At 69.0% G+C, this 22,100-nt stretch carries 20 protein-coding genes; 10 read left to right on the forward strand and 10 right to left on the reverse strand.

The features are described from left to right. Positions 1-11 precede the first annotated feature (11 nt). Positions 12-1,187: a ferrochelatase gene (gene hemH / locus H8F25_RS05490; RefSeq protein WP_197212351.1), complete on the reverse strand. Its 1,176-nt coding sequence runs from the start codon at positions 1,185-1,187 to the stop codon at positions 12-14. A gap of 478 nt (positions 1,188-1,665) precedes the next feature. On the opposite strand from hemH, the gene H8F25_RS05495 reads away from it, so the two are divergent. The 5 genes from H8F25_RS05495 to H8F25_RS05515 all read left to right on the forward strand — a co-directional run bounded on the left by H8F25_RS05495 (position 1,666) and on the right by H8F25_RS05515 (position 6,495). After that, complete coding sequence (locus H8F25_RS05495) at positions 1,666-2,784, forward strand: site-specific integrase (RefSeq protein WP_231597150.1); 1,119 nt, start codon at positions 1,666-1,668, stop codon at positions 2,782-2,784. Between the two features lie 282 nt (positions 2,785-3,066). Further along, the gene (gene cobO, locus H8F25_RS05500; protein WP_231597319.1) at positions 3,067-3,690 is read left to right on the forward strand and encodes a cob(I)yrinic acid a,c-diamide adenosyltransferase; all 624 of its coding nucleotides are present in this window, start codon (positions 3,067-3,069) and stop codon (positions 3,688-3,690) included. 138 nt (positions 3,691-3,828) lie between these two features. Then, a complete protein-coding gene (gene pyrH / locus H8F25_RS05505) occupies positions 3,829-4,542 on the forward strand; it encodes a UMP kinase (protein ID WP_197212355.1) in 714 nt (237 codons plus the stop codon). Between the two features lie 114 nt (positions 4,543-4,656). Beyond that, a complete protein-coding gene (gene frr / locus H8F25_RS05510; RefSeq protein ID WP_197212356.1) occupies positions 4,657-5,196 on the forward strand; it encodes a ribosome recycling factor in 540 nt (179 codons plus the stop codon). Between the two features lie 159 nt (positions 5,197-5,355). Beyond that, positions 5,356-6,495 (forward strand): NAD(P)/FAD-dependent oxidoreductase, encoded by a 1,140-nt coding sequence (locus H8F25_RS05515; protein WP_197212358.1) that lies wholly within the window; start codon positions 5,356-5,358, stop codon positions 6,493-6,495. A gap of 21 nt (positions 6,496-6,516) precedes the next feature. Here the strand turns inward: H8F25_RS05515 and H8F25_RS05520 are convergent, their stop codons facing one another. From H8F25_RS05520 to H8F25_RS05540, 5 genes are all read right to left on the reverse strand, one after another. Next, a complete protein-coding gene (locus H8F25_RS05520) occupies positions 6,517-6,894 on the reverse strand; it encodes a Crp/Fnr family transcriptional regulator (protein ID WP_197212360.1) in 378 nt (125 codons plus the stop codon). Positions 6,895-7,044: 150 nt separating this feature from the next. After that, positions 7,045-8,214, reverse strand: a complete 1,170-nt coding sequence (locus H8F25_RS05525) for a transaldolase (RefSeq protein WP_197212362.1) — start codon at positions 8,212-8,214, stop codon at positions 7,045-7,047. Positions 8,215-8,337: 123 nt separating this feature from the next. Next, positions 8,338-10,218: a penicillin-binding protein 2 gene (locus H8F25_RS05530; RefSeq protein ID WP_197212364.1), complete on the reverse strand. Its 1,881-nt coding sequence runs from the start codon at positions 10,216-10,218 to the stop codon at positions 8,338-8,340. Beyond that, complete coding sequence (locus H8F25_RS05535; protein WP_231597151.1) at positions 10,218-10,667, reverse strand: hypothetical protein; 450 nt, start codon at positions 10,665-10,667, stop codon at positions 10,218-10,220. Before H8F25_RS05535 ends, H8F25_RS05530 begins: the two co-directional genes overlap by 1 nt. Positions 10,668-10,768: 101 nt before the next feature. Further along, the gene (locus H8F25_RS05540) at positions 10,769-12,208 is read right to left on the reverse strand and encodes a CPBP family intramembrane glutamic endopeptidase (protein ID WP_231597152.1); all 1,440 of its coding nucleotides are present in this window, start codon (positions 12,206-12,208) and stop codon (positions 10,769-10,771) included. A 190-nt stretch (positions 12,209-12,398) separates the two neighbouring features. On the opposite strand from H8F25_RS05540, the gene H8F25_RS05545 reads away from it, so the two are divergent. Next, positions 12,399-13,745, forward strand: coding sequence for a histidine phosphatase family protein (locus H8F25_RS05545; RefSeq protein WP_197212368.1), 1,347 nt, complete (start codon positions 12,399-12,401; stop codon positions 13,743-13,745). A gap of 19 nt (positions 13,746-13,764) precedes the next feature. Then, a complete protein-coding gene (locus H8F25_RS05550) occupies positions 13,765-15,081 on the forward strand; it encodes a dihydroorotase (RefSeq protein WP_197212369.1) in 1,317 nt (438 codons plus the stop codon). On the opposite strand, the gene lepB is transcribed toward H8F25_RS05550, so the two are convergent. Further along, the gene (gene lepB / locus H8F25_RS05555) at positions 15,032-15,847 is read right to left on the reverse strand and encodes a signal peptidase I (protein ID WP_370525827.1); all 816 of its coding nucleotides are present in this window, start codon (positions 15,845-15,847) and stop codon (positions 15,032-15,034) included. The two genes, H8F25_RS05550 and lepB, sit on opposite strands and share 50 nt — an antisense overlap. 64 nt (positions 15,848-15,911) lie before the next feature. On the opposite strand from lepB, the gene H8F25_RS05560 reads away from it, so the two are divergent. Further along, a complete protein-coding gene (locus tag H8F25_RS05560) occupies positions 15,912-17,438 on the forward strand; it encodes a hypothetical protein (protein WP_197212371.1) in 1,527 nt (508 codons plus the stop codon). Here the strand turns inward: H8F25_RS05560 and H8F25_RS05565 are convergent. Further along, positions 17,386-17,733: a Spx/MgsR family RNA polymerase-binding regulatory protein gene (locus H8F25_RS05565; protein WP_231597153.1), complete on the reverse strand. Its 348-nt coding sequence runs from the start codon at positions 17,731-17,733 to the stop codon at positions 17,386-17,388. The genes H8F25_RS05560 and H8F25_RS05565 overlap by 53 nt on opposite strands. Before the next feature lie 71 nt (positions 17,734-17,804). Next, positions 17,805-18,164 (reverse strand): 2Fe-2S iron-sulfur cluster-binding protein, encoded by a 360-nt coding sequence (locus H8F25_RS05570; RefSeq protein WP_197212375.1) that lies wholly within the window; start codon positions 18,162-18,164, stop codon positions 17,805-17,807. A gap of 137 nt (positions 18,165-18,301) precedes the next feature. On the opposite strand from H8F25_RS05570, the gene H8F25_RS05575 reads away from it, so the two are divergent. Then, positions 18,302-19,036, forward strand: coding sequence for a class I SAM-dependent methyltransferase (locus tag H8F25_RS05575; protein ID WP_197212377.1), 735 nt, complete (start codon positions 18,302-18,304; stop codon positions 19,034-19,036). A 518-nt stretch (positions 19,037-19,554) separates the two neighbouring features. On the opposite strand, the gene H8F25_RS05580 is transcribed toward H8F25_RS05575, so the two are convergent. After that, positions 19,555-20,043: a hypothetical protein gene (locus tag H8F25_RS05580; protein ID WP_197212379.1), complete on the reverse strand. Its 489-nt coding sequence runs from the start codon at positions 20,041-20,043 to the stop codon at positions 19,555-19,557. Positions 20,044-20,180: 137 nt separating this feature from the next. On the opposite strand from H8F25_RS05580, the gene H8F25_RS05585 reads away from it, so the two are divergent. Beyond that, positions 20,181-22,073 (forward strand): proline--tRNA ligase, encoded by a 1,893-nt coding sequence (locus tag H8F25_RS05585; protein ID WP_197212381.1) that lies wholly within the window; start codon positions 20,181-20,183, stop codon positions 22,071-22,073. Positions 22,074-22,100 lie beyond the last annotated feature (27 nt).

Genomic DNA, 22,100 nt, shown 5'->3' on the forward strand with positions numbered 1-22,100 from the left:
CACGGCCACCCTCAGAGCAACCCGAGCGCATGCAGCGGCCCCCGTCCACTGAGCAGCTCCAGCAGGAAGGCGGAGAACCCCACCATCGCCAGGCGGCCGTTCCAGACCTCGGAACTGTTGTTCCAGCCCCAGGCCCACTTGTCCTGGGGATAGAGCTTCACCTTGGTGGGCAGCGCCGCCGCCTGATCGAGATTCACCTCCGGCCCCGCCAGGGCCTGCTGCACCAGGGTCGCCAGACCCTCGATGAACGAGGGCGTGGTGTCGAGCGCCGGCACGCGCCGGAAGTTGGTGATGCCGGCCTCAGTGGCGATCTCGCGGTACTCGATGTCGATCTCCTCGAGCGTCTCGATGTGCTCGCTCACGAAGCTGATCGGCACCACCACCAGATCCTTGACGCCGGCCTCGCCGAGTTCGTGCAGGGCGTCATCGGTATAGGGGCGGAGCCACTCGACCGGACCGACGCGGCTCTGATAGGCGAGCGTGTAGGGATTGGCGTGGCCCAGATCGGCCTGCAGCTTCTGAATGATCAGCCGCGCGCAGGCTTCGATCTCCTGCTGATAGGGATCGCCCGCCTCCTCCACGTAGCTCTTCGGCACGCCATGGGCGCTGAAGAAGACATGGGCCGAGGCCGGATCGGGGCAGGCCTGGATCTCGCGGGCGATCAGCCCGGCCATGGCGCTGATGTAACCCGGATCGTCGTGATAGCTGCGGATGCAGCGGATCGGCAGGCGGGCGAAGGCGGGATCGGCCTGACGCAGGCGCTGCAGCTCACGGAAGCTTGAGCCGCTGGTGCTGATCGAGAAGTGGGGATAGAGGGGGAGCACCACGACCTCCTCGACGCCATCGGCCTTGATATCGGAGACGGCCGACTCGGTGAACGGATGCCAGTAGCGCATCGCCACATAGGAGGTGGCCTCGATGCCGCGCTGCCGGAGGGTGCTCTGCAGCTCGCGGGCCTGCTGTTCGGTGATGCGACGCAGCGGCGAGCCGCCGCCGATGGAGCGGTAGGCCTCCTGCGACTTGCCGCTGCGCAGAGTGCTGATCAGCCAGGCCAGCGGCTTCTGCAGCGCCGGCACCGGCAGCCGGATGATCTCCGGATCGGAGAACAGGTTGTACAGGAACGGCCCGACATCCTGGATCCGTTCGGGGCCACCGAGGTTCAGCAGCAGCACGCCGACCCTGGCCATGCCCGAGTGTTCAGTAAGGAAGGCCAGAGCGTAACGCCACTGCCGCTTGGGCTGGCGTTCAGGCAGGAGGCCAGCCGGCACGGGTGCGGCCGCCCCGTCCGGCCTTCCGGACTGCGGCATGACAGCGGCTGGCAGGCCGATCACCCGGCTTCACCGAGCGGGGTGCGGCGCTGCGGCCCCACCGACGACGGACCTGCTGCGCCCTGGGGACGTGCGCTGACCCTGGCGGAACGGGAACGACACCGATAGGGTCCGGCCGCAGCGCCGACGGGCGACGGCCCGAAGCCTCCTGAACGCCAGCCCCCACGCCCCTGCTGCGCCCCAGGCGGAGAGCGGCAGGCCGCAGCCGCCGCTGACGGAACTGCTGCGCCAACGCAACCAGCAGCTGGCCGGATCCGGCTGCCGGCTGCGCCTCGAGCAGCGCGGCCGGAGTCTGGTGCTGCGCGGACCGCTGCCCCGGCCCGACGGGGAGCCCGGGATGGCGGTCCAGCGCCTCAGCCTGGGCCTGGACGCCAGCCCCGAGGAGCTGGAACGGGCGCTGCAACGGCTGCAGGAGGTGCAGCAGGAGCTGGAGGAGGGCCGCTTCGCCTGGAGCCGCTGGCGGCGGCGCCAGGGCCGCGGCGACGGCGCAGCGCGACCCTCCACGGACGCTGTCGACCCTTCCTGCGGTCCTGCGCGATGGCGGCAGGTCTCCCCACGGCCGGCGGCCGGGATCCGGAACAGCGATGACGACGAACCTCTGCAGGGGGCCCTGGCCGCCTTTGAGCGAGCCTTCTTCGCCGATCCGCGCCGCCGCCGTCTTCCGGCTGGCAGCCGCAGCACCTGGCGCGGCGCCTATCAGCCCTATCTGCGCCGCCTGCAGCAGCTGGCCGGCGATGGCCCGCCCACGCGGGAGCTGCTGGAGCGGACCCTCGAGAGCTACGAGCTGGCCAGCCGCAGCCGCCAGCAGTGCGGCATCGCCCTGGGGGCCCTGGCCCGCCATCTGCAGCTGGAGCTTCCGCCGGACTGGCGCGACCGCTGCGGCGGCTATGGCCTCCATCGGGCCCGCTTCCGGCAGCTGCCCAGCGACGCCCGCATCCTGGACCTCGTCCTGCAGATCCCGAACCCGGCCTGGCGACTGGCCTATGGCCTGATGGCCACCTACGGCCTGCGCAACCACGAGGTGTTCTTCTGCGACTGCTCCGGCCTGGGCCGCGGTGGTGACCGGGTGCTGCGGGTGCTGCCCACCAGCAAGACCGGCGAGCACCAGGTGTGGCCCTTCCTGCCGGAATGGGTGGAGCACTTCGGGCTGGAGCGCCTCGGGGACGATCCCGGCGCCCTGCCGGCCGTCACCACGGACCTGCGGCGGGTGAGCCTCAAGCAGGTGGGGCAGCGGGTGGCGGAGCAGTTCCGCCGCTATGGCCTGCCGATCACCCCCTACGACCTGCGCCATGCCTGGGCGGTACGCACGATCCACATCGGCCTGCCCGACACCGTCGCGGCGCGGATGATGGGGCACTCGGTGACCATTCACACCCGCACCTACCACCACTGGATCACCCGCCGCGACCAGCAGCAGGCCGTCGATGCAGCCCTCTCACGGCTGCGCAGCGCCTGAGCCGTCGAGTCGGGAGCGGCCCCTACCTGCTGCGCTGAGCCACAGCCGGAGGCCGACGCGCCCAGGCGATGGCCACAGCTGACCACCCTGCCCGCTCGCAACGCGCGGATGGCTGGGCCGGGCACCAGGCCAGGACGGGCGCAGGGGCCCCAGCATGCGATCCCAACGACCAGAGTGAACACCCGACCCGCGCCCCGGCCCGTGCCCGAAGCCAGCTCCACCCCTGCGATCCCTGAGAGCGCTCCCGCGACGGAGCTTGATCAGCAGGCTCGCGAACTCGGCATGGGCGGCGATCTGGCACCGGAGCGCGACGCCGAGGCCTACCGCCGCCGCATGCAGCGCCGCCAGGAGGTGCAGCGCCAGCGGGTCGGCGAGCGCAATGTCGAGAAGGGGCTGGTGCTGGTGTTCACCGGCGAGGGCAAGGGCAAGACCACCGCAGCCCTGGGCCTGGTGCTGCGCACCCTCGGCCACGGCGAGAGTGTGGCGGTGGTGCAGTTCATCAAGGGCGGCTGGCAGCCGGGCGAGGCCATGGCGCTGGAGCTCTTCGGCGACGCCCTGCACTGGCATGCCCTCGGCGAGGGCTTCACCTGGGAGACCCAGGATCGGGACCGGGACCGGGCCCTGGTGCAGCAGGCCTGGGAGCGCTCCCTGAGCTATCTGGAGGACGCCGGCCGCAAGCTGGTGGTGCTCGATGAGGTGAACGTGGCGATGAAGCTCGGCTACCTCGATCCACAGCAGGTGCTCGAAGGTCTGGAGCGTCGCCCGGCCCTGACTCACGTGGCCCTCACCGGTCGCGGTGCCCCGCCGCCCCTGCTGGAGCGGGCCGATCTGGTCACCGAGATGAAGCTGGTGCGCCACCCGTTCCGCGAGCAGGGGGTGAAGGCCCAGGCCGGCATCGAGTTCTGAGGCGATGACGCGTTCTGAGGCGGCATCGACGCTCCAGGCGGGATCCGGCTGCGGCTGGTCGGCTGACCCGGCCACTGGGGAACGCTCCGCAGGTGAGCGCACGAACCCTTGCTACTGTTCGCCGGATCGAAGACCCTGATGGCTTACCGGCGCGTCCTGCTCAAGCTCAGCGGTGAGGCTCTGATGGGGGAGCAGGGATACGGCATCGATCCCGCCATCGTCCAGTCGGTCGCCCGCGATGTCGCCGAAGTGGTGGCGGATGGCACCCAGCTCGCGATCGTGGTGGGCGGCGGCAACATCTTCCGCGGCCTGAAGGGCAGCGCCGCCGGCATGGACCGCGCCACCGCCGACTACGTCGGCATGCTCGCCACGGTGATGAACGCCATCACCCTGCAGGACGGCCTGGAACGCTCCGGCGTGCCGACCCGGGTGCAGAGCGCCATCTCGATGCAGGAGGTGGCCGAGCCCTACATCCGCCGGAGGGCGATCCGCCACATGGAAAAAGGAAGGGTGGTGATCTTCGCAGCCGGCACCGGCAACCCCTTCTTCACCACCGACACCACCGCCGCCCTGCGTGCCGCCGAGATCGGCGCCGACGTGGTGTTCAAGGCGACCAAGGTCGATGGCGTCTATGACAAGGACCCCAACAAGCACGCCGACGCCGTGCGCTACGAGCGCCTCTCGTTCCTTGAAGTGCTGAGCGGCGAACTGGAGGTGATGGACAGCACCGCCATCGCCCTGTGCAAGGACAACGCCATCCCGATCGTCGTCTTCGACCTGTTCGGTGCCGGCAACATCGGCCGCGCGGTGCGCGGCGAGCCGATCGGCACCAGCATCGTGCCCGCCGCCTGAGGTTATCGCCTGCCGGTGGCCCTCTCGGCTCCACCGGTACGATCCGCACCCGGCAGCGCCCCACGCCAACGGGGCGCCCAGTCGACGGCCCATCCGCCAACCCCTGCAACACCCATGGATCTCGAAGCCAGCATGCGCAAGTCGGTGGAAGCCACCCAGCGCACCTTCAACACGATCCGCACCGGCCGGGCCAACCCTTCGCTGCTCGATCGCATCAGCGTGGAGTATTACGGCGCCGAGACCCAGCTCAAGGCCCTGGCCACCCTCTCGACCCCCGATTCGCAGACGATCCAGATCCAGCCGTTCGACCGGGGCTCGCTGGCCCTGATCGAGAAGGCGATCTCGATGAGCGACCTGGGCATCACCTGCAACAACGACGGCAAGGTGATCCGCATCAACATCCCGCCGCTCACCGAAGACCGCCGCAAGGATCTGTGCAAGCTGGCGGCCAAGTATGCCGAAGAGGGCAAGGTGGCCCTGCGCAACATCCGCCGCGACGGCATCGACAAGGTCAAGAAACAGGAGAAGGACGGCGAGCTCTCCGAAGACCAGAGCCGCGACGAGCAGGACAAGATCCAGAAGCTGACCGACCGCTTCATCGCCGAGGTGGAGAAGCACCTGGCTGAAAAGGAGGCGGACATTCTCAAGGTCTGAATCCCGGGCGGATGGACCGGGAGCCCCTTGGCCCCGGTTCAACCCGGGGCGGTCTCGGGCAGGCGATGAACGCGTGGGAGCCAGCGCCATCGGACAGGCGCCTGGAGCGATCGACGGGATGGGATCCTGCAGCCAGATCGGTGCAAGGGGTGACGTGAGATGGATGCTGAGGTGATCGTCATCGGGGGCGGACCGGCGGGTGCGGCCGCCGCCTTTCACCTCGCCGCGCGGGGCCGTGCAGTGCTGCTCCTCGAACGGGAACCAGCCGGGCGGGGCAAGCCGTGTGGTGGCGGCATGGCCGCTTCGGTGCAGCGTTGGTTTCCCTTCGATCTCAGCCCGGCGGTGGAGCAGGTGATCCGCCGGGTGCGCTTCAGCTGGTGCCTGGAGGATCCGGTGGTGGCCGAACTTCCCGGTGACGCCCCGTTCTGGATCGTGCGACGCGCCCGCCTCGATGCCTTTCTGGCCGAGCAGGCCGTGGCAGCGGGAGGGCGCCTGCTGCAGCCACTGGCTGCGGAGCGACTGGAGCGGCAGCAGGGGCTCTGGCGTGTGGGCCTGTCCGACGGCGAGATGTTGACCTCCCGTGCCGTGGTGATCGCCGATGGCTCCGGGTCGCGACTCGCGGGCGCCCACGGACTGGGTCCGGCCAGACCCCGCTATGCCGCCACCGTATCGGTCGAGGTGGAGGGAGAGGTGGCCGAACCGGACACCGCCCGCTTCGAGTTCGGCCTGGTCCACCACGGCTTCTGCTGGGCCTTCCCGAGGCAGGGCGGCTGGAGCATCGGCGTCGGCACCTTCATCGGCCAGCAGGAAGCCGACAGCGAGGCGGTGCTCAGCGCCCTGCTGCCCTCGCTCGGTCTGCCCGGTGACGCCGGGGTGCGCCACCGCGGCCAGCTGCGGGTGTGGGATGGCCACCACCCGCTGCACGGCAGCGGCGAAGCGGGAACGGGCCTGCTGGTGGCGGGCGATGCCGCCTCTCTGTGCGATCCGTTCCTGGCCGAAGGGTTGCGGCCCTCGCTGCTGAGCGGCTGTCGGGCGGCCGAGGCCCTGGACCTCTGGCTCGCCGGCGATGAAGGAGCCCCCGCCGCCTACAGCCAGCGGCTGCGGAGCGAGTGGGGCGAGTCAATGGCCTGGGGACGGCGCATCGCCCAGGTCTTCTATCGGTTGCCGAAGGTGGGCTACCAGCTCGGGATCAAGCGTCCCACGGCACCACGCAGGATCGCCCAGATCCTCTCAGGGGAGATGGGCTACGGAGACATTGCCCAGCGTGCGATCCGCCGACTGCTGTTTCAGAAGAGCTGAGGATGGCTGCGGCGCACGGATTCAGTTGCGCACGCAGTTCTTGAGATCGCGCAGACGCTGGTCGATCGAGCCCAGCAGTTCAATGGCGAACATGGGTGATTCCTGCACGGCGAACAGAAACTTCTCGCGGTTCATCACCAGCAGCCGGCAGGGGGTGACGGCGCGTGCCATGCCGTAGCGGCGGTGGTCGGGGGTGACCAGGGCGCCGGCTCCGAACACATCCCCGGCCTGGATCGTCTCGTGGCCCTGCTCACCGTTCCAGGTGAGTTCCACGGTTCCCTCCAGAAGACCGAACATGCAGTCGCCGGACTCACCGGCCCGGAAGATGAGGCCACCGGCCTCCACATCGAGCACTTCTCCCTTGCTGGCAAGGGCGCGCATGGTATCCAGGGCGTTCACGGATGGGTCCTGACAGCGAAGGGGAAGGGAATCGGGGCCCTGGCAAGAGAGGGGGCCGTAGGCGGAACAGTGAGCTCCCATGGGGGCCGGAGACGACCGGCAGGAGAGCCGAAGGCCAGCGTGGAGGAGAAGAGACGAGGCCTTCAGCGCTCAGCGGCCCAGGGCCAGCGGCGCTCCCAGGCCGCCGCGCACATCAGCGGGAGCCAGGCGACCGTCCTTGTCGGTGTCGAGGGCATCGAACACCGCGTCGCTTCCGAGCCATTCCTCACGGGTGATGCAGCCATCGCCGTCGAGATCATTGAGCAGGAAGATCTCGTGCACGGCGTGGGTGAAGGCGGCGCCACCCTCAAGGACCGCCAGACGGTGGGCCAGCTGGGCTTCAAGGGTCTCGATCGCCTTGCTGAAACCGCGGATGCCCTCATCGAGCTTCTCGCTGGCCATGGCGTCACCAGCCATCATCGCCTCGAAATCGGCCTGCTCCAGATGGATCTTCTCCTGACTGGGGGCTGGATCCAGGGCATTGAGCTTGCGCTCCAGCACACCCTGGCTGCCACGCAGCTGATCCATCAACGCCGGAGAGATGGTGAGCAGATCGCAGCCGGCCAGCTCGATGATCTCATCGATGTTGCGGAAGCTGGCCCCCATCACCTCGGTCTTGTAGCCGTGGGTCTTGAAGTAGTTGAAGATCTGCGTCACCGAGATCACGCCCGGATCCTCAGGGCCGGGATAGCTGTCACGACCGCTGTGCTTCTTGTGCCAGTCCAGGATGCGCCCCACGAAGGGGGAGATCAGCGTGACGCCCGCTTCGGCACAGGCCACGGCCTGGGCGAAGCCGAACAGCAGGGTGAGATTGCAGTGGATCCCCTCCTTCTCCAGCTGCTCGGCGGCGCGGATGCCCGGCCAGGTGGAAGCGATCTTGATCAGCACCCGATCCCGGCCGATGCCGGCGGCCTCATACAGGCCGATCAGCTTGCGGGCCTTGGCGATGGTGGCCTCGGTGTCATAGCTGAGGCGGGCATCCACCTCGGTGGAGACCCGACCGGGAACGATCTTGAGGATCTCCTTGCCGAACGTGACGCTGATCTCATCGAGGGCTTCACTGACGACGGCATCGGCGCCGGCTTCGGCTCCCATCGCCTGCCGCGACTCCCGCAGGGAGCGATCGATCAGCTCCTGATAGGTGGGGATCTGGGCGGCAGCCAGGATCAGGGACGGATTGGTGGTGGCATCCCGCGGCGTGAACTGGCGGATGGCCTCGATATCACCGGTGTCGGCCACGACGACGGTCATGGCGGCGAGTTGGTCGAGCAGGTTGGCCATCGGGCGGGGGCTCAGGGGAAACCGGACAATGCAGAAACGCTAGCCAGAGGAAAAGCCCCAGCCGGGCGGTGTGAGGGGTGCTTGTGGGAAAGCCCACAGCCTGATGAAGGCCGGGGCCGTGTCTCAGGGGCGGCGCTGACCGACCGCAGGGAGCGCCTTGGCAGGGACCGCAGCGGCCAGGGGCTCACTGGGGGGGATCTTCTCGATCACCAGCAGCGCCTCCACGATCTGCCGGGCCACCGGCAGCGCCACCGTGGAACCGTAGGCGTTGCCCCCCTGAGGCTCATCGACCACCACCAGCACCACGTAGCGCGGGTCGTTCACGGGCAGCACCGCCACGAAACTGGTGATGCGCGCACCGGGGATATAGACACCGTTGCGGGCCTTCTGGGCGGTGCCGGTCTTGCCGCCGATCCGGTAGCCGGGGATGCGCATGCCCTTGCCGGTGCCGCTCTTGACGACCGTTTCCATCCACTCGACGACGGTCTGGGTGACCTTCGGATCGAGCAGCTGCACCCCCCTGGATCCACTGGAGCTGGCCAGCGCGTCCCCGGAGCGCATGCCACGGGTGATGTGGGGGCTGACGAGACGACCGCCGTTGGCCAGCATCGCGTGCAGCTGCGTGAGCTTGAGAGGTGTCAGGGAGAAGCCCTGGCCGAAGGAGGCCACGGCGGGTTCGATGGCCGCGTTCACGAACTGATTGCGGCTCTTGAGCTGTCCCGCCACCGCTCCGGGCAGATCGGTGTCCGGCATCACGTCGATGCCGATGGTGTGAAGCCATGTCCAGAAACGATCGCGCTTCATGCGGCTCATCGCCTCCACCATCGCCACGTTGCTCGACACCTGCAGCACGGTGGGGAAATCGATCACGCCATAGGCGCTGCGGTCGTTGTTGAAGATCGGCCAGCCCCCGATGTTCAGCTGGCCGACGTCGTTGACGCGACCCTTGGGATCGATCACCTTCTCCTGCAGGGCCAGGGCCAGGTTGATCGGCTTGAACGTCGATCCTGGCTCGTAGAGATCCTGGACCGACCACTCGCGGAACAAACCGGGGTTGTAGCTCCAGAAGCGGTTCGGGTCATAGGTGGGGGTCGACACCAGAGCCAGCATTTCGCCGCTGCGGGCATCCATCACCAGGGCGGCGCCACGCTTGGCGTTCCACTGCTTCACCTGGCGGGTGAGAGCGGTCTGGGCCACCTGCTGGAGGCGCGCATCGAGGGTGAGCTGGAGGCGCAGGTCATCCCCGTACAGGGATCCCGCCTGGATGCCGTCCGGCAGCGGGGTCCCATCGGCCCCTCGGCGCATCGTGAAGCTGGTTTCCTGGCGCCTGAGGTCCCGGTCGCGGCTCTGCTCCAGACCTGCCTGAGGCACCCGCTCGAGATTGAGGAAGCCGACCACGTTGGCGAAGAGCGATCCCTGGGGATAGACCCTCTGGGGATAGGCCTCGAGATCGAGGCCGCTGATGCCCAGATCACGCACCCGCTGGGCGGTGTCCGCATCGAGATCGGTGGCCAGCTTGACGCCGCTGCGGCGATTGCCGATGGCCGTGAGAAGTTTCTCGCGGGGCTGGGCCAGCACCGCGGCCAGACGTGTCACGACATCGGCCGCAGGGCGCACGCTCTGGGGATCGTCCCCGGGGAGGTTGAAGTAACGCGGATGGGCCCAGAGGGTGAAGCGCTCCTCATCGAGGGCCACCAGCCGGCCCATGCGATCCTCGATCGTGCGGCGCTGCCTCAGGGGGGGCACCGTGTGGGTCTGGATGGCGCGTGCCTTGGCCTGGAGGCGATCGCCCTGCAGCACCTGAAGCCAGGCAAGACGGCCGGCCAGCCCCAGCAGGGAGGCCACGAGGAGGACGTAGACCGCCAGCAGACGACGGGTGGACAGGGGCTGGATCGGAACCACACCGTGGCGACCACCCGTACCGGGGCGCGGAGCGGACGTCCCGCGGGAACGACTGCGGCCGCTCCCCCCCGGGGGATGGCGACGGGTGGAGGCGGGAGCCATCAGTAGCCGGCCGGCATCTGACGCAGGGAGATGCCGGCCAGGAGCGGACGGATCCCCTGGGAACGGGTCTGCAGCGGTTGGCTGAGATGAATCAGGTTTTCACTGCGGGTGGGCACCAGCTGCCCCGGACGGCGGACGGCGGCCAGGTGATGCTGCTCAAGCAGAGCGGCGGATTCCTGCAGGCGGTGCTCGAGGGTCTTGGCGGCTTCGAGCTCCTCGAAGTTCCGGGCCCACTCGTTCTGCCAGTGCAGGGTCAGGGCGCTGAGGCTGAGAACCGAGATGCCGAGCCCGGCGAGTGCACCGGTGGTCAGGCGATGCAGGTTGGCCAGCCAGGGTGCCTGGCGCTCCACCTTGCGGGCTGAGAGGGCCCCTTCCAGCAGCTGAAGCGAGGCGGTGCGGCGCTGGCGCAGCGAGGAACGCCGGGTGGCGGGAGCAAGGGTGGCAACCACAGGGGCGAAGCTGGACCTGCGCAAGTGAACCACCCTGCGTGGCATGCGGCAAGCATCGATCTGCAGGTCCACAGAAGGAGCGGCGAAAGCAGGCCGGAAACTCATCGAGCCAGAACGAGCAGGTTCAGGAAGGTCAGGCCATTCCAGAGGCTGTGCATCAGCACCGAGGCTGCCAGCCGGCCCGTGCGCCAGCGCAGCCAGCCCAGCCCCACGCCGAGCACCAGGAGGGGCACCAGCTCCGTGAGACTGAGATGGGCCAGGGCGAACACCGCCGCGCTCGCCAGGACCGCCGGCAGCGGGCCCAGGCGGCGGGCCAGGGATGGCAGGAGCACGCCCCGGAACAACGTCTCCTCGAACAGGGGCGCGAGAAGCGTCGCCGTGAAGGCAAAGCAGGCCAGGGCCCGGGGATCGGGATTGGTGAGCACCAGATCCAGCAGCGGATTGCTGCCACCGGCCTGCGGCCATAGGCGCTCGATCAGCCAGCCGGAGAGCGCCACGATCGGCAGCACCATCAGCACGGCAGCGGCGGCACGGGCCAGGGCGGAGGCGGGGGGCCGCCAGTGCCATTGCAACCAGCCTCCGGCCGGGGGCATGCCGCGGCCGCGCAGCATCGCGGCGAGGATGACCAGTGGGGCGCTCATCAGCACCAGGTAGAGCAGCAGCACCTGGATCCCCTGCTCCAGGGCGAACGGCAGAGCCAGTCCCGAGAGGAGGGCCACCAGAGGGCCCTGCAGGAGCTGCGGCATCAGCACCTCTCCGATCAGCACGAAGCCACCGGCGATCAGCAGGGTCACATCGACCAGATCCAGCGGCGGACCACTGAGGGGCGGCGCCGCACTGAGCCGTCCACGGCGGGCCAGCCACGCCTGCCGCAGCAGCAACCCCACACCGATCAACAGCAACGGCAGCGGCAGCACGGTCACCACGGCCCACTGGAGCAGGAGACGGCCGCCGGAACGGACCGCCGGACAGGCGGAGGGGTCCCGTCCGAGTTGCTCGCACACCAGCTGACTCAGAAACGGCGAAGGCGTCCAGGGGGCGAGCAGCGAGCGCTGCAGGGCCGGATCCAGCGGCCGGCCGCCGGCCAGGGCCTGCAGCAGCGGCCGCCGCGGCGCGTCGACCATCTCCTCCAGCTGCAGCAGCTGCACGCGGACAGCCTCGGGGGAGTCACCCCGCTCGAGCAGCGCCAGCTCCAGCCGCTGGGCCACCGGCACGGGAACGGCCGCGGACTCGCCCAGCCTGCGCAGCGCCTTGACCAGATCGGCCCGCGGATCCGCCCCGAACAGTCCTGGCTCGGCCCGATCCCCGGCGGCCTCGGCGGCCAGCGCGGTGAGCTCCAGCTGACGCAGGCTGAGCGCGTCGCCCACCGAGGGACGCTGCAGGCTCTGAGCCAGCCCGTTGAGCCAGATCAGCACACTCAACGCCAGGCTCAGCAAGGCCAGCAGACTCTTCCAGCCGGCGGGAGGACGACCCTGGGGTGAGGCCCCCGGCAACGCCGCGGCCTCGGGCTGACTCGGGGCGGGGCGGGGGGATGGACTCAAACGCTCGTCCTCAGTCAGGCGGGAACTGCCGCCGAATTCTCCCCGGCCGGGGCCCGCTGACGCAGCAGCTGCTCCGACCAGGCCAACCAGGATCCCGGGTGGCCGGCCAACAGGCTCCGCAGGGGAGGGATGGGCCACCGGCGCTCCAGAGGGCCTCTCATACGATGGAAGCCACCGCTGCAACCGCTTCGTGCCCCTCCGCCTCGTGCTGGTCCGTCATGGACTGAGCAGCTTCAACCGCGAGCACCGGATCCAGGGGCGCGACGATCTCTCCACCCTCACGGACGACGGCGCCGCCCAGGCCCGGGCCGTCGGGCTGAGCCTTTCGGAACTGCCGATCGAGGCCGCCTACACCTCGCCGCTCAGCCGCGCCCATGACACGGCGAGGCTGATTCTGGACCAGCAGCGCTCGGCTCCGCCACTCGAACGGCATGACGATCTTCTTGAGATCGATCTCTCCCCCTGGAGCGGCCTGCTGCGCACCGAACTGCGCGAGCGCTTCCCGGAGCAGGAACGTCTCTGGAGAGAAGCGCCCCACACCCTGGAGCTGAGCCGGGCCGATGGCAGCCGCTACCAGCCCCTGCCCGAGCTGATGGAGCAGGCCGGCCGCTTCTGCGCATCTCTCCTGAATCAGCACCGCGACGCCCTCGACGGTGACCGGCAGGCCACAGCGCTGGTGGTGGCCCACAACGGCATCCTGCGCTGCCTGCTGCTGTCACTGCTGGGTCTCGAGGCCAGCGGCTTCCGGCGTCTGCGGCTGGAGAACGCCTCCATCTCCGTGCTCAATCTCAGCGGCGGCACAGGCAGCGGTCAGCCGCTGGTGCAGCTGGAATCCCTCAACGGCACCAGCCACCTCGTCCAGGGCCTGCCCGGACGCGTGGCCGGCCCGCGGCTGTTGCTGGTGCGCCACGGAGAAACCGACTGGAACCGCGAGGGTCGCTTCCAGGGCCAGATCGACATCCCCCTCAACGAGAACGGCAGGGCCCAGGCACAGGCGGCACGCCGCTTCCTGGCGGCCATCCCGATCGATCGGGCCTACACCAGCGCCATGGCCCGCCCGCGCCAGACCGCGGAGGCGATCCTGGCCGACCATCCCGGGGTGCCGCTGACAAGCACCACCGGTCTGCTGGAGATCGGCCACGGTCTCTGGGAGGGACGGCTGGAGCGGGAGATCGCCGAGGGCTGGCCCCAGCTGCTCACCGACTGGAAGGAGCGGCCCGAAACCGTGCAGATGCCCCAGGGGGAAACCATTCATGACGTCTGGCAGCGCTCACTGACCACCTGGAACCGCATCGCGGCCGGGCTGGATGCACAGGAAACCGCTCTGGTGGTCGCCCACGACGCGGTCAACAAGACGATCCTCTGCGCCCTGCTCGGCCTCGGCCCCGAGGCGATCTGGGCGATCAAGCAGGGCAACGGGGGCGTCACCGTGATCGACTACCCCGATGGGGCGGGCGGCGAACCGGTGGTGACCTGCATGAACCTCACGGGCCATCTCGGGGGCGTGCTCGACCGCACCGCCGCCGGAGCGCTCTGAACCGGTGGAGGCCAGGTCGATGGCGGCGGCTCCACCCACCCTGCTGCGCAGGGTTCAGGTGCTGGAAGGCCCGGGCCTCCCCGTCCGCTGCGCCGATGTGCGCATCCAGGACGGCGTGCTGCGCAGCCTGACGGATGCGGCTCCCCCTGGATCCGACGCCCCCGTGGAACCCGGCCTGCGGGTCGTCGACGCCGGCCACTGCTGGCTCGCCCCACCGCTGGTCGATCCCCACAGCGTGCTCGAGGATCCGCTCCAGGGCCGCGCCGAGACCCTGAACAGCCTGGCTGACGCAGCCGCGGCGGAGGGATACGGCACGGTGGCCCTGCTCCCCTGGGGAAGTCCCTGGCGGGATCGGCCCGCAGATCTGACGCTGGACTGGCCCGAGCCGCTTCGGTTGCACTGCTGGGGCAGCTTCAGTCGGGCAGGCGCCGATCAGGAGCTCGCCGACCATGACGACCAGCTGCGCAGCGGCGCCATCGGCCTGGCGGCAGGAGCGGCCCTGCCGCCCCTGGCCCTGCTGGAGCGCGGTCTGCGCCTGGCCGAGATGGGGGAACACCCGGTGCTGCTCTGCCCCCGCGATCCGTCCCTGAGCCAGCAGGGCTTCGTGCGCGAGCGGGTGGAGGCCCTGCGGGCCGGCTGGCCCGTGGATCCGGCGGTCAGCGAAACCCTGCCTCTGGAGAGCCTGCTCGCCCTGGCCTCCGCCCTGCCCGGTGCCCCTCTGCGCCTGATGAATCTGTCCACCGCCGAAGCGGTGCGCCGTCTGGCGCGCCTGCAGAATCCACCGGCGGCCTCGGTGTGCTGGTGGCATCTGCTGGCCGACAGCGCCTCGCTGGACCCGGCCGACAACGGCTGGCGGCTGGAGCCCTCCCTGGGTGGCCCCGACGACCGGGACGCCCTGATCGGGGCCCTGAAAACCGGCCTGATCGGAGCGGTGGCGGTGCATCACCAGGCGCTTGATGCCGAGGAGATGCTGCTCAGCCTTGAGCAGCGGCGCGCCGGAGTCGCCGGCCACGGCCTGGCGGCGGCGAGCGACGGCGGCATCCTCGCCTCGCTGTGGCGCGAGCTGGTGGGGCGACGGGGCTGGCCGCCACAGCTCCTGTGGGAGCGACTCTGCTGGGGGCCGTCCGTCTTTCTGGGGCTGAAGCCCGAGTGTCTGCAGGCGGGCAGCCGCCGCTGGATCCTCTTCGATCCCGACGCATCTCCCGGTGGCGAGCGCTCGACGTCGCTGGCCGCGAACCATCCGAGTCCCCCGGGCGGGGTCCAGGGAGCGATCGTGGCCAGTGGTCTCAGGGCGAAGGGGGGTTGGTGGTGGGCCCCAGTGGACCCCAGCTGCTGATCGGCAGGAAGCGCCAGAACGCGCGTCCGATGATCTCGCTCTGGGGCAGAAAGTTGGTGCCGGGCCAGAAGCGACCATCCCAGCTGTTGGCCCGGTTGTCGCCCAGCACCAGCACGCTGCCTGGCGGAACCACGGCGTTCAGGGTGCGACAGGGGCCCAGACCCTGACTGTCGACGGGGCAGAAGTTGCTGACGTAGGGCTCGACCAGCTCGCGGCCGTTGATGCGCACGCGTCCGCGGGGATCGACACTGACCTGCTCCCCGGGCAGGGCGACCACCCGCTTGATGAAGGCATCACAGGCCGGCTGCTGAAGCCCCGGCAGCGAACCGATGCCGGGAATGTTCACCAGCAGACACTGAAGGGGTGAGGGCTTGCCGCGGCTGTTGAGCACCGGATCGAAGTGATGCGGAGCGCGAAACACCACGATCTCCCCGCGACGGGGCGCTCGGGAGCGGAAGCTGAGCTTTTCGACCAGCAGCCGGTCCTGGATCTGCAGCCCCGGCAGCATCGAGCCGGAAGGAATGTATCGGGCTTCGAGCAGGTAATGGCGGATGCCGAGTGCCACCGCCAGGGTGATCACGACGCTGCGCCAGAAGGCCCAGGGGCTCTCCCGGGGGGGCTCCGTGGCTTCAGGGCCTTCAGGACCGCCGGACTGCGGAGCGCCGGACTGCGGAGCGCTGACCGCGGAGGGGGCGGGATCGCCGCCGGGGGAAGGGGCGTCAGAGCCTGGGGAGCCCTGGGAGCGAAGCGGATCCGAGGAGCGCAAGGAGAAAGAAAGGCGGCGGCCGGCAGAGAAGGCAGATTAGGCAGGCATCAGCCCCGGGATTTCGATGGCTCGCCCCCGCTGGCACGTGGCGCTTCCCCTCCCGGCCAGCAGGCTCTGGCGGGGCTGGGATCGCTTCGTGGCCCTCTGGGCCGCCCTCAACCTGGCCTGGGTGGGCTTCGATCTCACCTATGTGCCGCTCCGGACCTTCTGGCTGCAACGCAATCTCTACCCGCTGCCGTCGGTGCCGCTGGTGCTGCCGCTGCAGGCCATCCCCGACATCACCCCCTGGGTCGATCCGATCAAGGGCATCGAGCCTCACCGCGAAACCGAGGCCTATCTGCAGGCCTTCGCCCAGCTCGATGAGGCGCTGCAGGGCCATCGTGCCGGAATGGCCCCGAACGCCAGCCAGAGCCTGCTGCTGCGTCGCCAGATCCAGCTGAGCGAGCAGATGATCGACGGCAATCCGTTCGAGGCGAGCGGCGCCACCGGCACGCTCGAGAAAATCAAGAACCGCCTGCGCCAGCGGGCCGATGTCGACTCAGCCAAGGAGGCGGTCAGGCTGCTTCTGGCTCCCGAACGGATCGCCCGCGAGGACTGGCTGCGGGAGCGGCGCTTCTGGCAGGAGCAGGTGCTGGCCCTGGTGGAAACCAACTACTGGCGTTCGATCGACGAGAACGGACGCCCCACCGATCACTTCTGGCGTTATGACCTGCTGCTGTTCCAGAGCGTCTTCGCCCTGGACATCCTGCTGCGGGTGATGCGGCTGCGGCGACGGCTGCATGGCCTGAGCTGGAGCGAGGCGCTGCTCCGCCGCTGGACCGATCTGCCGTTGCTGCTGCCCTTCTGGCGCTGGCTGCGACTGGTGCCTGTACTGGAGCGCCTGCAGAGCAGCGGCCTGATCAACGTCGAACCACTGCGGGCGGTGATCAGCCGCGCCGTGGTCGCCCTTCTGGCGGTGGAGCTGTTCGAGGTGCTGGCCCTGCAGCTGATCGACGGCCTGCAGGGCCTGATCCGTTCACGGCGCTGGCCCGGCCGCATCCGAGCGCTACGCAGCCACCAGAGCGTCAGCAGCGAGAGCCGTGAGCTGGTGGAGCTGGCACGCATCTGGGCGCCGCTGCTGCTGGCGCGGGTGGCACCAAGGCTGGCACCGGAACTGCAGGGTGTGCTGGGCCATGCCCTGCAGCAGAGCCTGCAGAACACCGTGGTGCCACCGCCCCTGCGTCGCCTGCAGCCGCTGCTCCAGATGGAGCAGGGACTCAGCCGTCAGCTCGCCGGCGGCATGGTGGACAGCCTGGTGGATCTCACCCGCAGCACGGGTGAGCGGCTGGGACGGCGCGATGACCAGCAGCTGGAGCTCCTGCAGGCCTGCATCGACCGCTTCTGGGAGGAGCTGGCGGAGGCTCTGGAGGACGGTCCGGCACTGGAACAGTCGCAGCAGCTGCTCTGCGCCTTCCTCGAGGAGGTGAAACGCACCTATCTGACCCAGATCAGCAGGGCCGGCATCGAAGGTCTGATCGACGAGCTCGATCTGCTGACGGTCAGGTCGATGGATCCAGCAGGGCCTGCCACTCCGGAATCTGAAAACCGGTGAGCGTGCGACCGTCCGGCATCACCAGGAAGGGGCGCTTGATCAGTTTGCCGTCAGCCGCCAGGGCGGCGAGAGCCTCCTCATCGCTCATCGCCTGAACCGTGGCGGCACCGAGGGCCCGGTAGCTCTGGCCACTGGTATTGAACAGCCGTTTGCGACCGAGGCTCTCGAGGGCAACGGCCAGCTCCCCCTGGCTGGGGGGCTGGCGGGTGATGTCACGAAGGTCCACCTCGACGCCCCGCTCCCGGAGCCAGGCCAGAGCCTTGCGGCAGGTGCCGCAGGCCGGATAGCTGTACAACAGGGGCCTGATCAACGCTGAAAGCGGGGCAGTGTTGTCTGAAACTGACAGGCCGGGAATTCAGCCTGTGATCACTTGCCCACCAGGGCCTTGAGGGCGCCCACCAGGCTGTTGGAACCCTTGCCGACACCCTCCGACGGACGGGTGCGCACGGTCACGTCGCCGTTGACGCTCGTGCGGCAGCTGAGGCGATAGCTGGCGGGACGGTCAGCGAGATACACCTCTTCGACATCGCTGCGGGGGGAGAGGTTGCGGGCACCTTCCAGCACCTCGACGACGCAGGTGCCGCACTGGCCGAGACCACCGCAGTTCCGGAAGTTGTTGATGCCGCTGTAAGGATTGATGCCGGCGTCGACGGCCGCCTTGCGCAGGTTCGCCCCCTCGATGCAGCCGACCTGCTGGCCTTCACGTTCGAAGCGAATGGTGGGCACGGTCGATCGGGGGTAGCGCGCCGCCCAACTTACGTCACCTGCCGCCGACTGCGGCCTCCTCGAGGGAATCGGTGGGCGAGCGACATGGAAGGGATGGGCGGCTGTCTCCGTAGCATGAGCTCCCCGATCCACGTGCCGTGCCGTCGAGCGGAACCGACCCGAAGCCAACCGCCGCATCCTCAGCCCCTTCCGAGGCGGACGTCGCACCGACCGGCTACGACCTGATCGTCCAGCAGCTGATCCCCGGCTACGCCAGCCTGGCCCGGCTGGCGGTCAGCCTGCTGTCCGCCTCCCCTCTGGCCGCCGGCGAGGGAGCCTCGGTGCTGGTGGCCGGCTGCGGGACCGGCGCCGAACTTCTCGAGGCCTGTGCCCAGCGGCCCGACTGGGAACTGACTGCCGTCGATCCCTCCGCCGCCATGCTGGAGGCCTCCCGGGAGCGGCTGGATCGCACCGGCGGCAGCAGGGGGATTCGCTGGCAGCAGAGCACCGTGGAGGAGCTGGCGCTGGAGGCGAGCTTCGACGGTGCGCTGTCGGTGCTTGTGCTGCAGTCACTGGCGGATGACGGCAGCAAGCTGGTCTTCCTCACCAGCCTGGCCCGGGCTCTGAAACCCGGAGCCCAGCTGGTGCTGGTCGATCTGATGCAGCCGGAACGTTCACCGTTGCAGGGCCAGGTCGAACAGGCCTGGCAACTGTTCCAGCGGGCCAGCGGACTGCAGGGTGCCACCGAAGCGCTGGACGCCCTCAGCCCGAGACTGCATCCGATCGGACTCTCACGACTCAGCGCCCTGGTGGAAGCCGCGGGCTTCAGCGACCCGGCCCCCATCTTCCAGGCTCTCGACTTTCAGGGCTTCCTGCTGCAGCGGCGCGCCTGACGGCCACACCGCGCGCGGCCTGCTGGGCGCCGGGCTGGGTTGATCCACCCGGTCAGCGGAGTGCCGGTCCTCAGTGATCACCAACCCACGCGGAACGCCTCGGTTGATGGGGGAGGAGACGAGTCACCGATCACGGTGGCCAGTGGCACCACAACAGCCATGAGAGCCAACAGGACCCCAGCCAGTGCGGCGACTCCCTCAGCGAGGGGATCAGGGCCAGCTGCGCTCGGCCTGGCATGGCGCGAACTTCGGCCGGGACTCTCGGGCTCCTCCTCAGAAGGAACAGGCTCCGGCGGTGCTGTGGTGACGCTGGCCTGAAGGGCCCGGGACGAGGTCGAGGAGGTCTGGTGGGACAGGGAAAGGGTCTGATCCATGGGGGGCGTCCACCGTGGCGGTCCGCCGGAAAAGCTCAGAGAGATACATCTGCCATGTTGGCAGGTTCCGGCCGGTGGTGATAGCACCCGGTGGACGGTTCAGCAGCGAGCGATGCGGCGCCATCCGAGGCCGGGAACAACAGCTCAGGCGGCTGGACGGGACTGACTGTGCTGCTGACGCAGGCGGCTGAGATCGGCCGGGGCGGAGTCAAGCCCATCCAGACGCTCCCGGATCGTGCGCAGCTCCTCGAGAATGGCGTTCAGCAGCTGCTGCGTGGCCGTGGAGGGGGAGTTGAGCACCTCGACGGTGACTTCCTTGATGCGCAGCACATCACGGGCGAAACGCGCCACCTCATCGGGGTGGAACAACAGGGGTTCTTTCTGATCGCTGCGGTACTCCGGATTGAGCTTGCGCGGGTTGAAGGGCGGATTGAGATTGCGGGGATCGGTGTTGGTGTAGCGATAGACGGAAGCGCGGGATCGGTTGAGGCATTTCTGAACCTCTTCGATGCCGATCAGACCGTCGGATGGATCACCTGCTTCGGGAGCTGTCTCAGAGACGGAGGGATTGAGACCTGCCGACGCGGCATGCCCGGCCGAAGCGGGAGAGATCGCGGTGGCGGCAGGAAGCATGAGACAGCCTTGGGACAACCTGGATTGGGCCGGACCATAGCAGAGGTGATCGGGGCGGGCCGATCTCTCCGGACAGTTGCGCAGTAGGCCCTCGGCGGTGGTGATAAGGTCCGCGATTCCTGACCCATCCGCTTCTCATGCGCGTCTCCCGGCTGATGCTCGTGACGCTGCGGGACGTGCCGGCCGAAGCCGAGATCCCCTCCCACCGCCTGTTGCTGCGTGGCGGTTACATCCGTCGCATCTCGGCGGGGATCTACGCCTATCTGCCATTGCTCTGGCGCGTGCTGCAGAAGATCTCCACGATCGTGCGCGAGGAGCTCAACCGCACCGGCGCGCTCGAGACCCTGCTGCCCCAGCTCCAGCCTGCGGAGCTCTGGCAGCGCAGCGGTCGCTGGGCCGGCTACACGGCCGGCGAGGGGATCATGTTCCACCTTGAGGACCGTCAGGGGCGGGAACTGGGTCTCGGCCCGACCCATGAAGAGGTGATCACGACACTGGCCGGTGATCTGCTGCGCTCCTACCGGCAACTGCCGGTGAATCTCTATCAGATCCAGACCAAGTTCCGCGACGAGATCCGTCCCCGTTTCGGTCTGATGCGAGGTCGGGAATTCATCATGAAGGATGCCTATTCCTTCCATGCCGACGAAGACTGTCTCCGCCGCACCTATGCCGACATGGATACTGCCTACCGGCGCATCTTCGAGCGCTGCGGCCTGCGGGCCGTGGCCGTCGAAGCGGACAGCGGCGCCATCGGCGGCTCAGCCAGCCAGGAGTTCATGGTCACTGCCGAGGCGGGTGAGGATCTGATTCTCACCAGCCCCGATGGCCGCTACGCCGCGAATCAGGAGCGGGCCGTCTCCCTGCCTGCCGAAGCCGTTCCTCTGATCGGCGGCCTCCGGCAGAGCGGTGCCGGCGAAGCACTCGCCACCCCCGGCCAGACCTCGATCGAGGCGCTGTGCCGCGCCCATGGCTTCGACGCCAGCCAGCTGGTCAAGGTGCTGCTGCTGCTGGCGCGCTTCGAGGACGGACTGCGACAGCCGCTGCTGGTGAGCCTGCGCGGCGACCAGGAGCTCAATGAGGTGAAGCTGGCCAATGTGGTCAGCGCCAGGCTTGCGGGCGATCACGGCGCCCTGCTGGGGGTGGAGCCGCTGACGGCCGAGCTGCTGCGGCAGGAGCGACTCGATCTCGACCTGTCAGCCCTGCCGCTCGGCTATCTGGGTCCGGATCTGGAAGATGCGCTGCTGGCCAGCCAGGGCTTGGTGCTGGACAACGTCGATTCGCGGGCAGGAACGGCCGGTGCGGCAACACTGCCGGAGCGCAAACCACGCCTGGAACGCTCCTTCCTGCGCCTATTCGATCCCACCGCCACCGACCTGGAGGCCTTCATCTGTGGCGCCAACCGCGTCGATACCCACCGGGTGGGCGCCAGCTGGGCCGGCCTGGGTCTGACACCGGGCGCGGACCAGGTGGTCGACCTGCGCGCCGCCCAGCCCGGCGACCGCTGCCAGCACGACCCCTCACAGCGGCTGGAGGCAGCCCGCGGCATCGAGGTGGGGCACATCTTCCAGCTGGGACGCAAGTACTCCGAGGCCCTCGAGGCCACCTTCACCAACGAACAGGGGATCGACGAGCCCCTCTGGATGGGCTGCTACGGCATCGGCGTATCCCGCCTGGCCCAGGCGGCCGTGGAGCAGCACCACGACGCGGACGGCATCATCTGGCCCGCCGCGATCGCCCCGTTCTCCGTGATCGTTGTGATCGCCAACGTGCAGGAGGCGGGCCAGGTGGCCCTGGCCGAGCAGCTCTATGGCGAGATCCAGAGAGCCGGCCATGAAGTCCTCCTCGACGACCGCCCCGAGCGGGCGGGCGTGAAGTTCAAGGATGCCGATCTGATCGGCATCCCCTGGCGGGTGGTGGTCGGCCGGGGTGCGGCCACCGGCCGCGTGGAACTGGTGCGGCGCGCCGATGGTGAGCGCCAGGAGCTGGCCGCTGAAGAGCTGGTGGCCGCCCTGAATCGTCAGATGCCCTGAGACGACCGACCTAGGATCCGCCGAACC

It is taken from the genome of Synechococcus sp. CBW1004, from assembly GCF_015840715.1.
GTDB lineage: Bacteria > Cyanobacteriota > Cyanobacteriia > PCC-6307 > Cyanobiaceae > Cyanobium.

Excerpts from the sequence above, each read along its gene's own strand:
- H8F25_RS05495 (WP_231597150.1), top strand. The coding sequence starts at position 1,666 with ATGGCGGTCCAGCGCCTCAGCCTGGGCCTGGACGCCAGCCCCGAGGAG.
- H8F25_RS05585 (WP_197212381.1), top strand. The coding sequence starts at position 20,181 with ATGCGCGTCTCCCGGCTGATGCTCGTGACGCTGCGGGACGTGCCGGCC.
- hemH (WP_197212351.1), bottom strand. The coding sequence starts at position 1,187 with ATGGCCAGGGTCGGCGTGCTGCTGCTGAACCTCGGTGGCCCCGAACGG.
- H8F25_RS05580 (WP_197212379.1), bottom strand. The coding sequence starts at position 20,043 with ATGCTTCCTGCCGCCACCGCGATCTCTCCCGCTTCGGCCGGGCATGCC.
- H8F25_RS05525 (WP_197212362.1), bottom strand. The coding sequence starts at position 8,214 with ATGGCCAACCTGCTCGACCAACTCGCCGCCATGACCGTCGTCGTGGCC.
- H8F25_RS05550 (WP_197212369.1), top strand. The coding sequence starts at position 13,765 with ATGGCGGCGGCTCCACCCACCCTGCTGCGCAGGGTTCAGGTGCTGGAA.
- frr (WP_197212356.1), top strand. The coding sequence starts at position 4,657 with ATGGATCTCGAAGCCAGCATGCGCAAGTCGGTGGAAGCCACCCAGCGC.
- H8F25_RS05530 (WP_197212364.1), bottom strand. The coding sequence starts at position 10,218 with ATGGCTCCCGCCTCCACCCGTCGCCATCCCCCGGGGGGGAGCGGCCGC.
- H8F25_RS05515 (WP_197212358.1), top strand. The coding sequence starts at position 5,356 with ATGGATGCTGAGGTGATCGTCATCGGGGGCGGACCGGCGGGTGCGGCC.
- cobO (WP_231597319.1), top strand. The coding sequence starts at position 3,067 with ATGGGCGGCGATCTGGCACCGGAGCGCGACGCCGAGGCCTACCGCCGC.
- H8F25_RS05560 (WP_197212371.1), top strand. The coding sequence starts at position 15,912 with ATGGCTCGCCCCCGCTGGCACGTGGCGCTTCCCCTCCCGGCCAGCAGG.
- pyrH (WP_197212355.1), top strand. The coding sequence starts at position 3,829 with ATGGCTTACCGGCGCGTCCTGCTCAAGCTCAGCGGTGAGGCTCTGATG.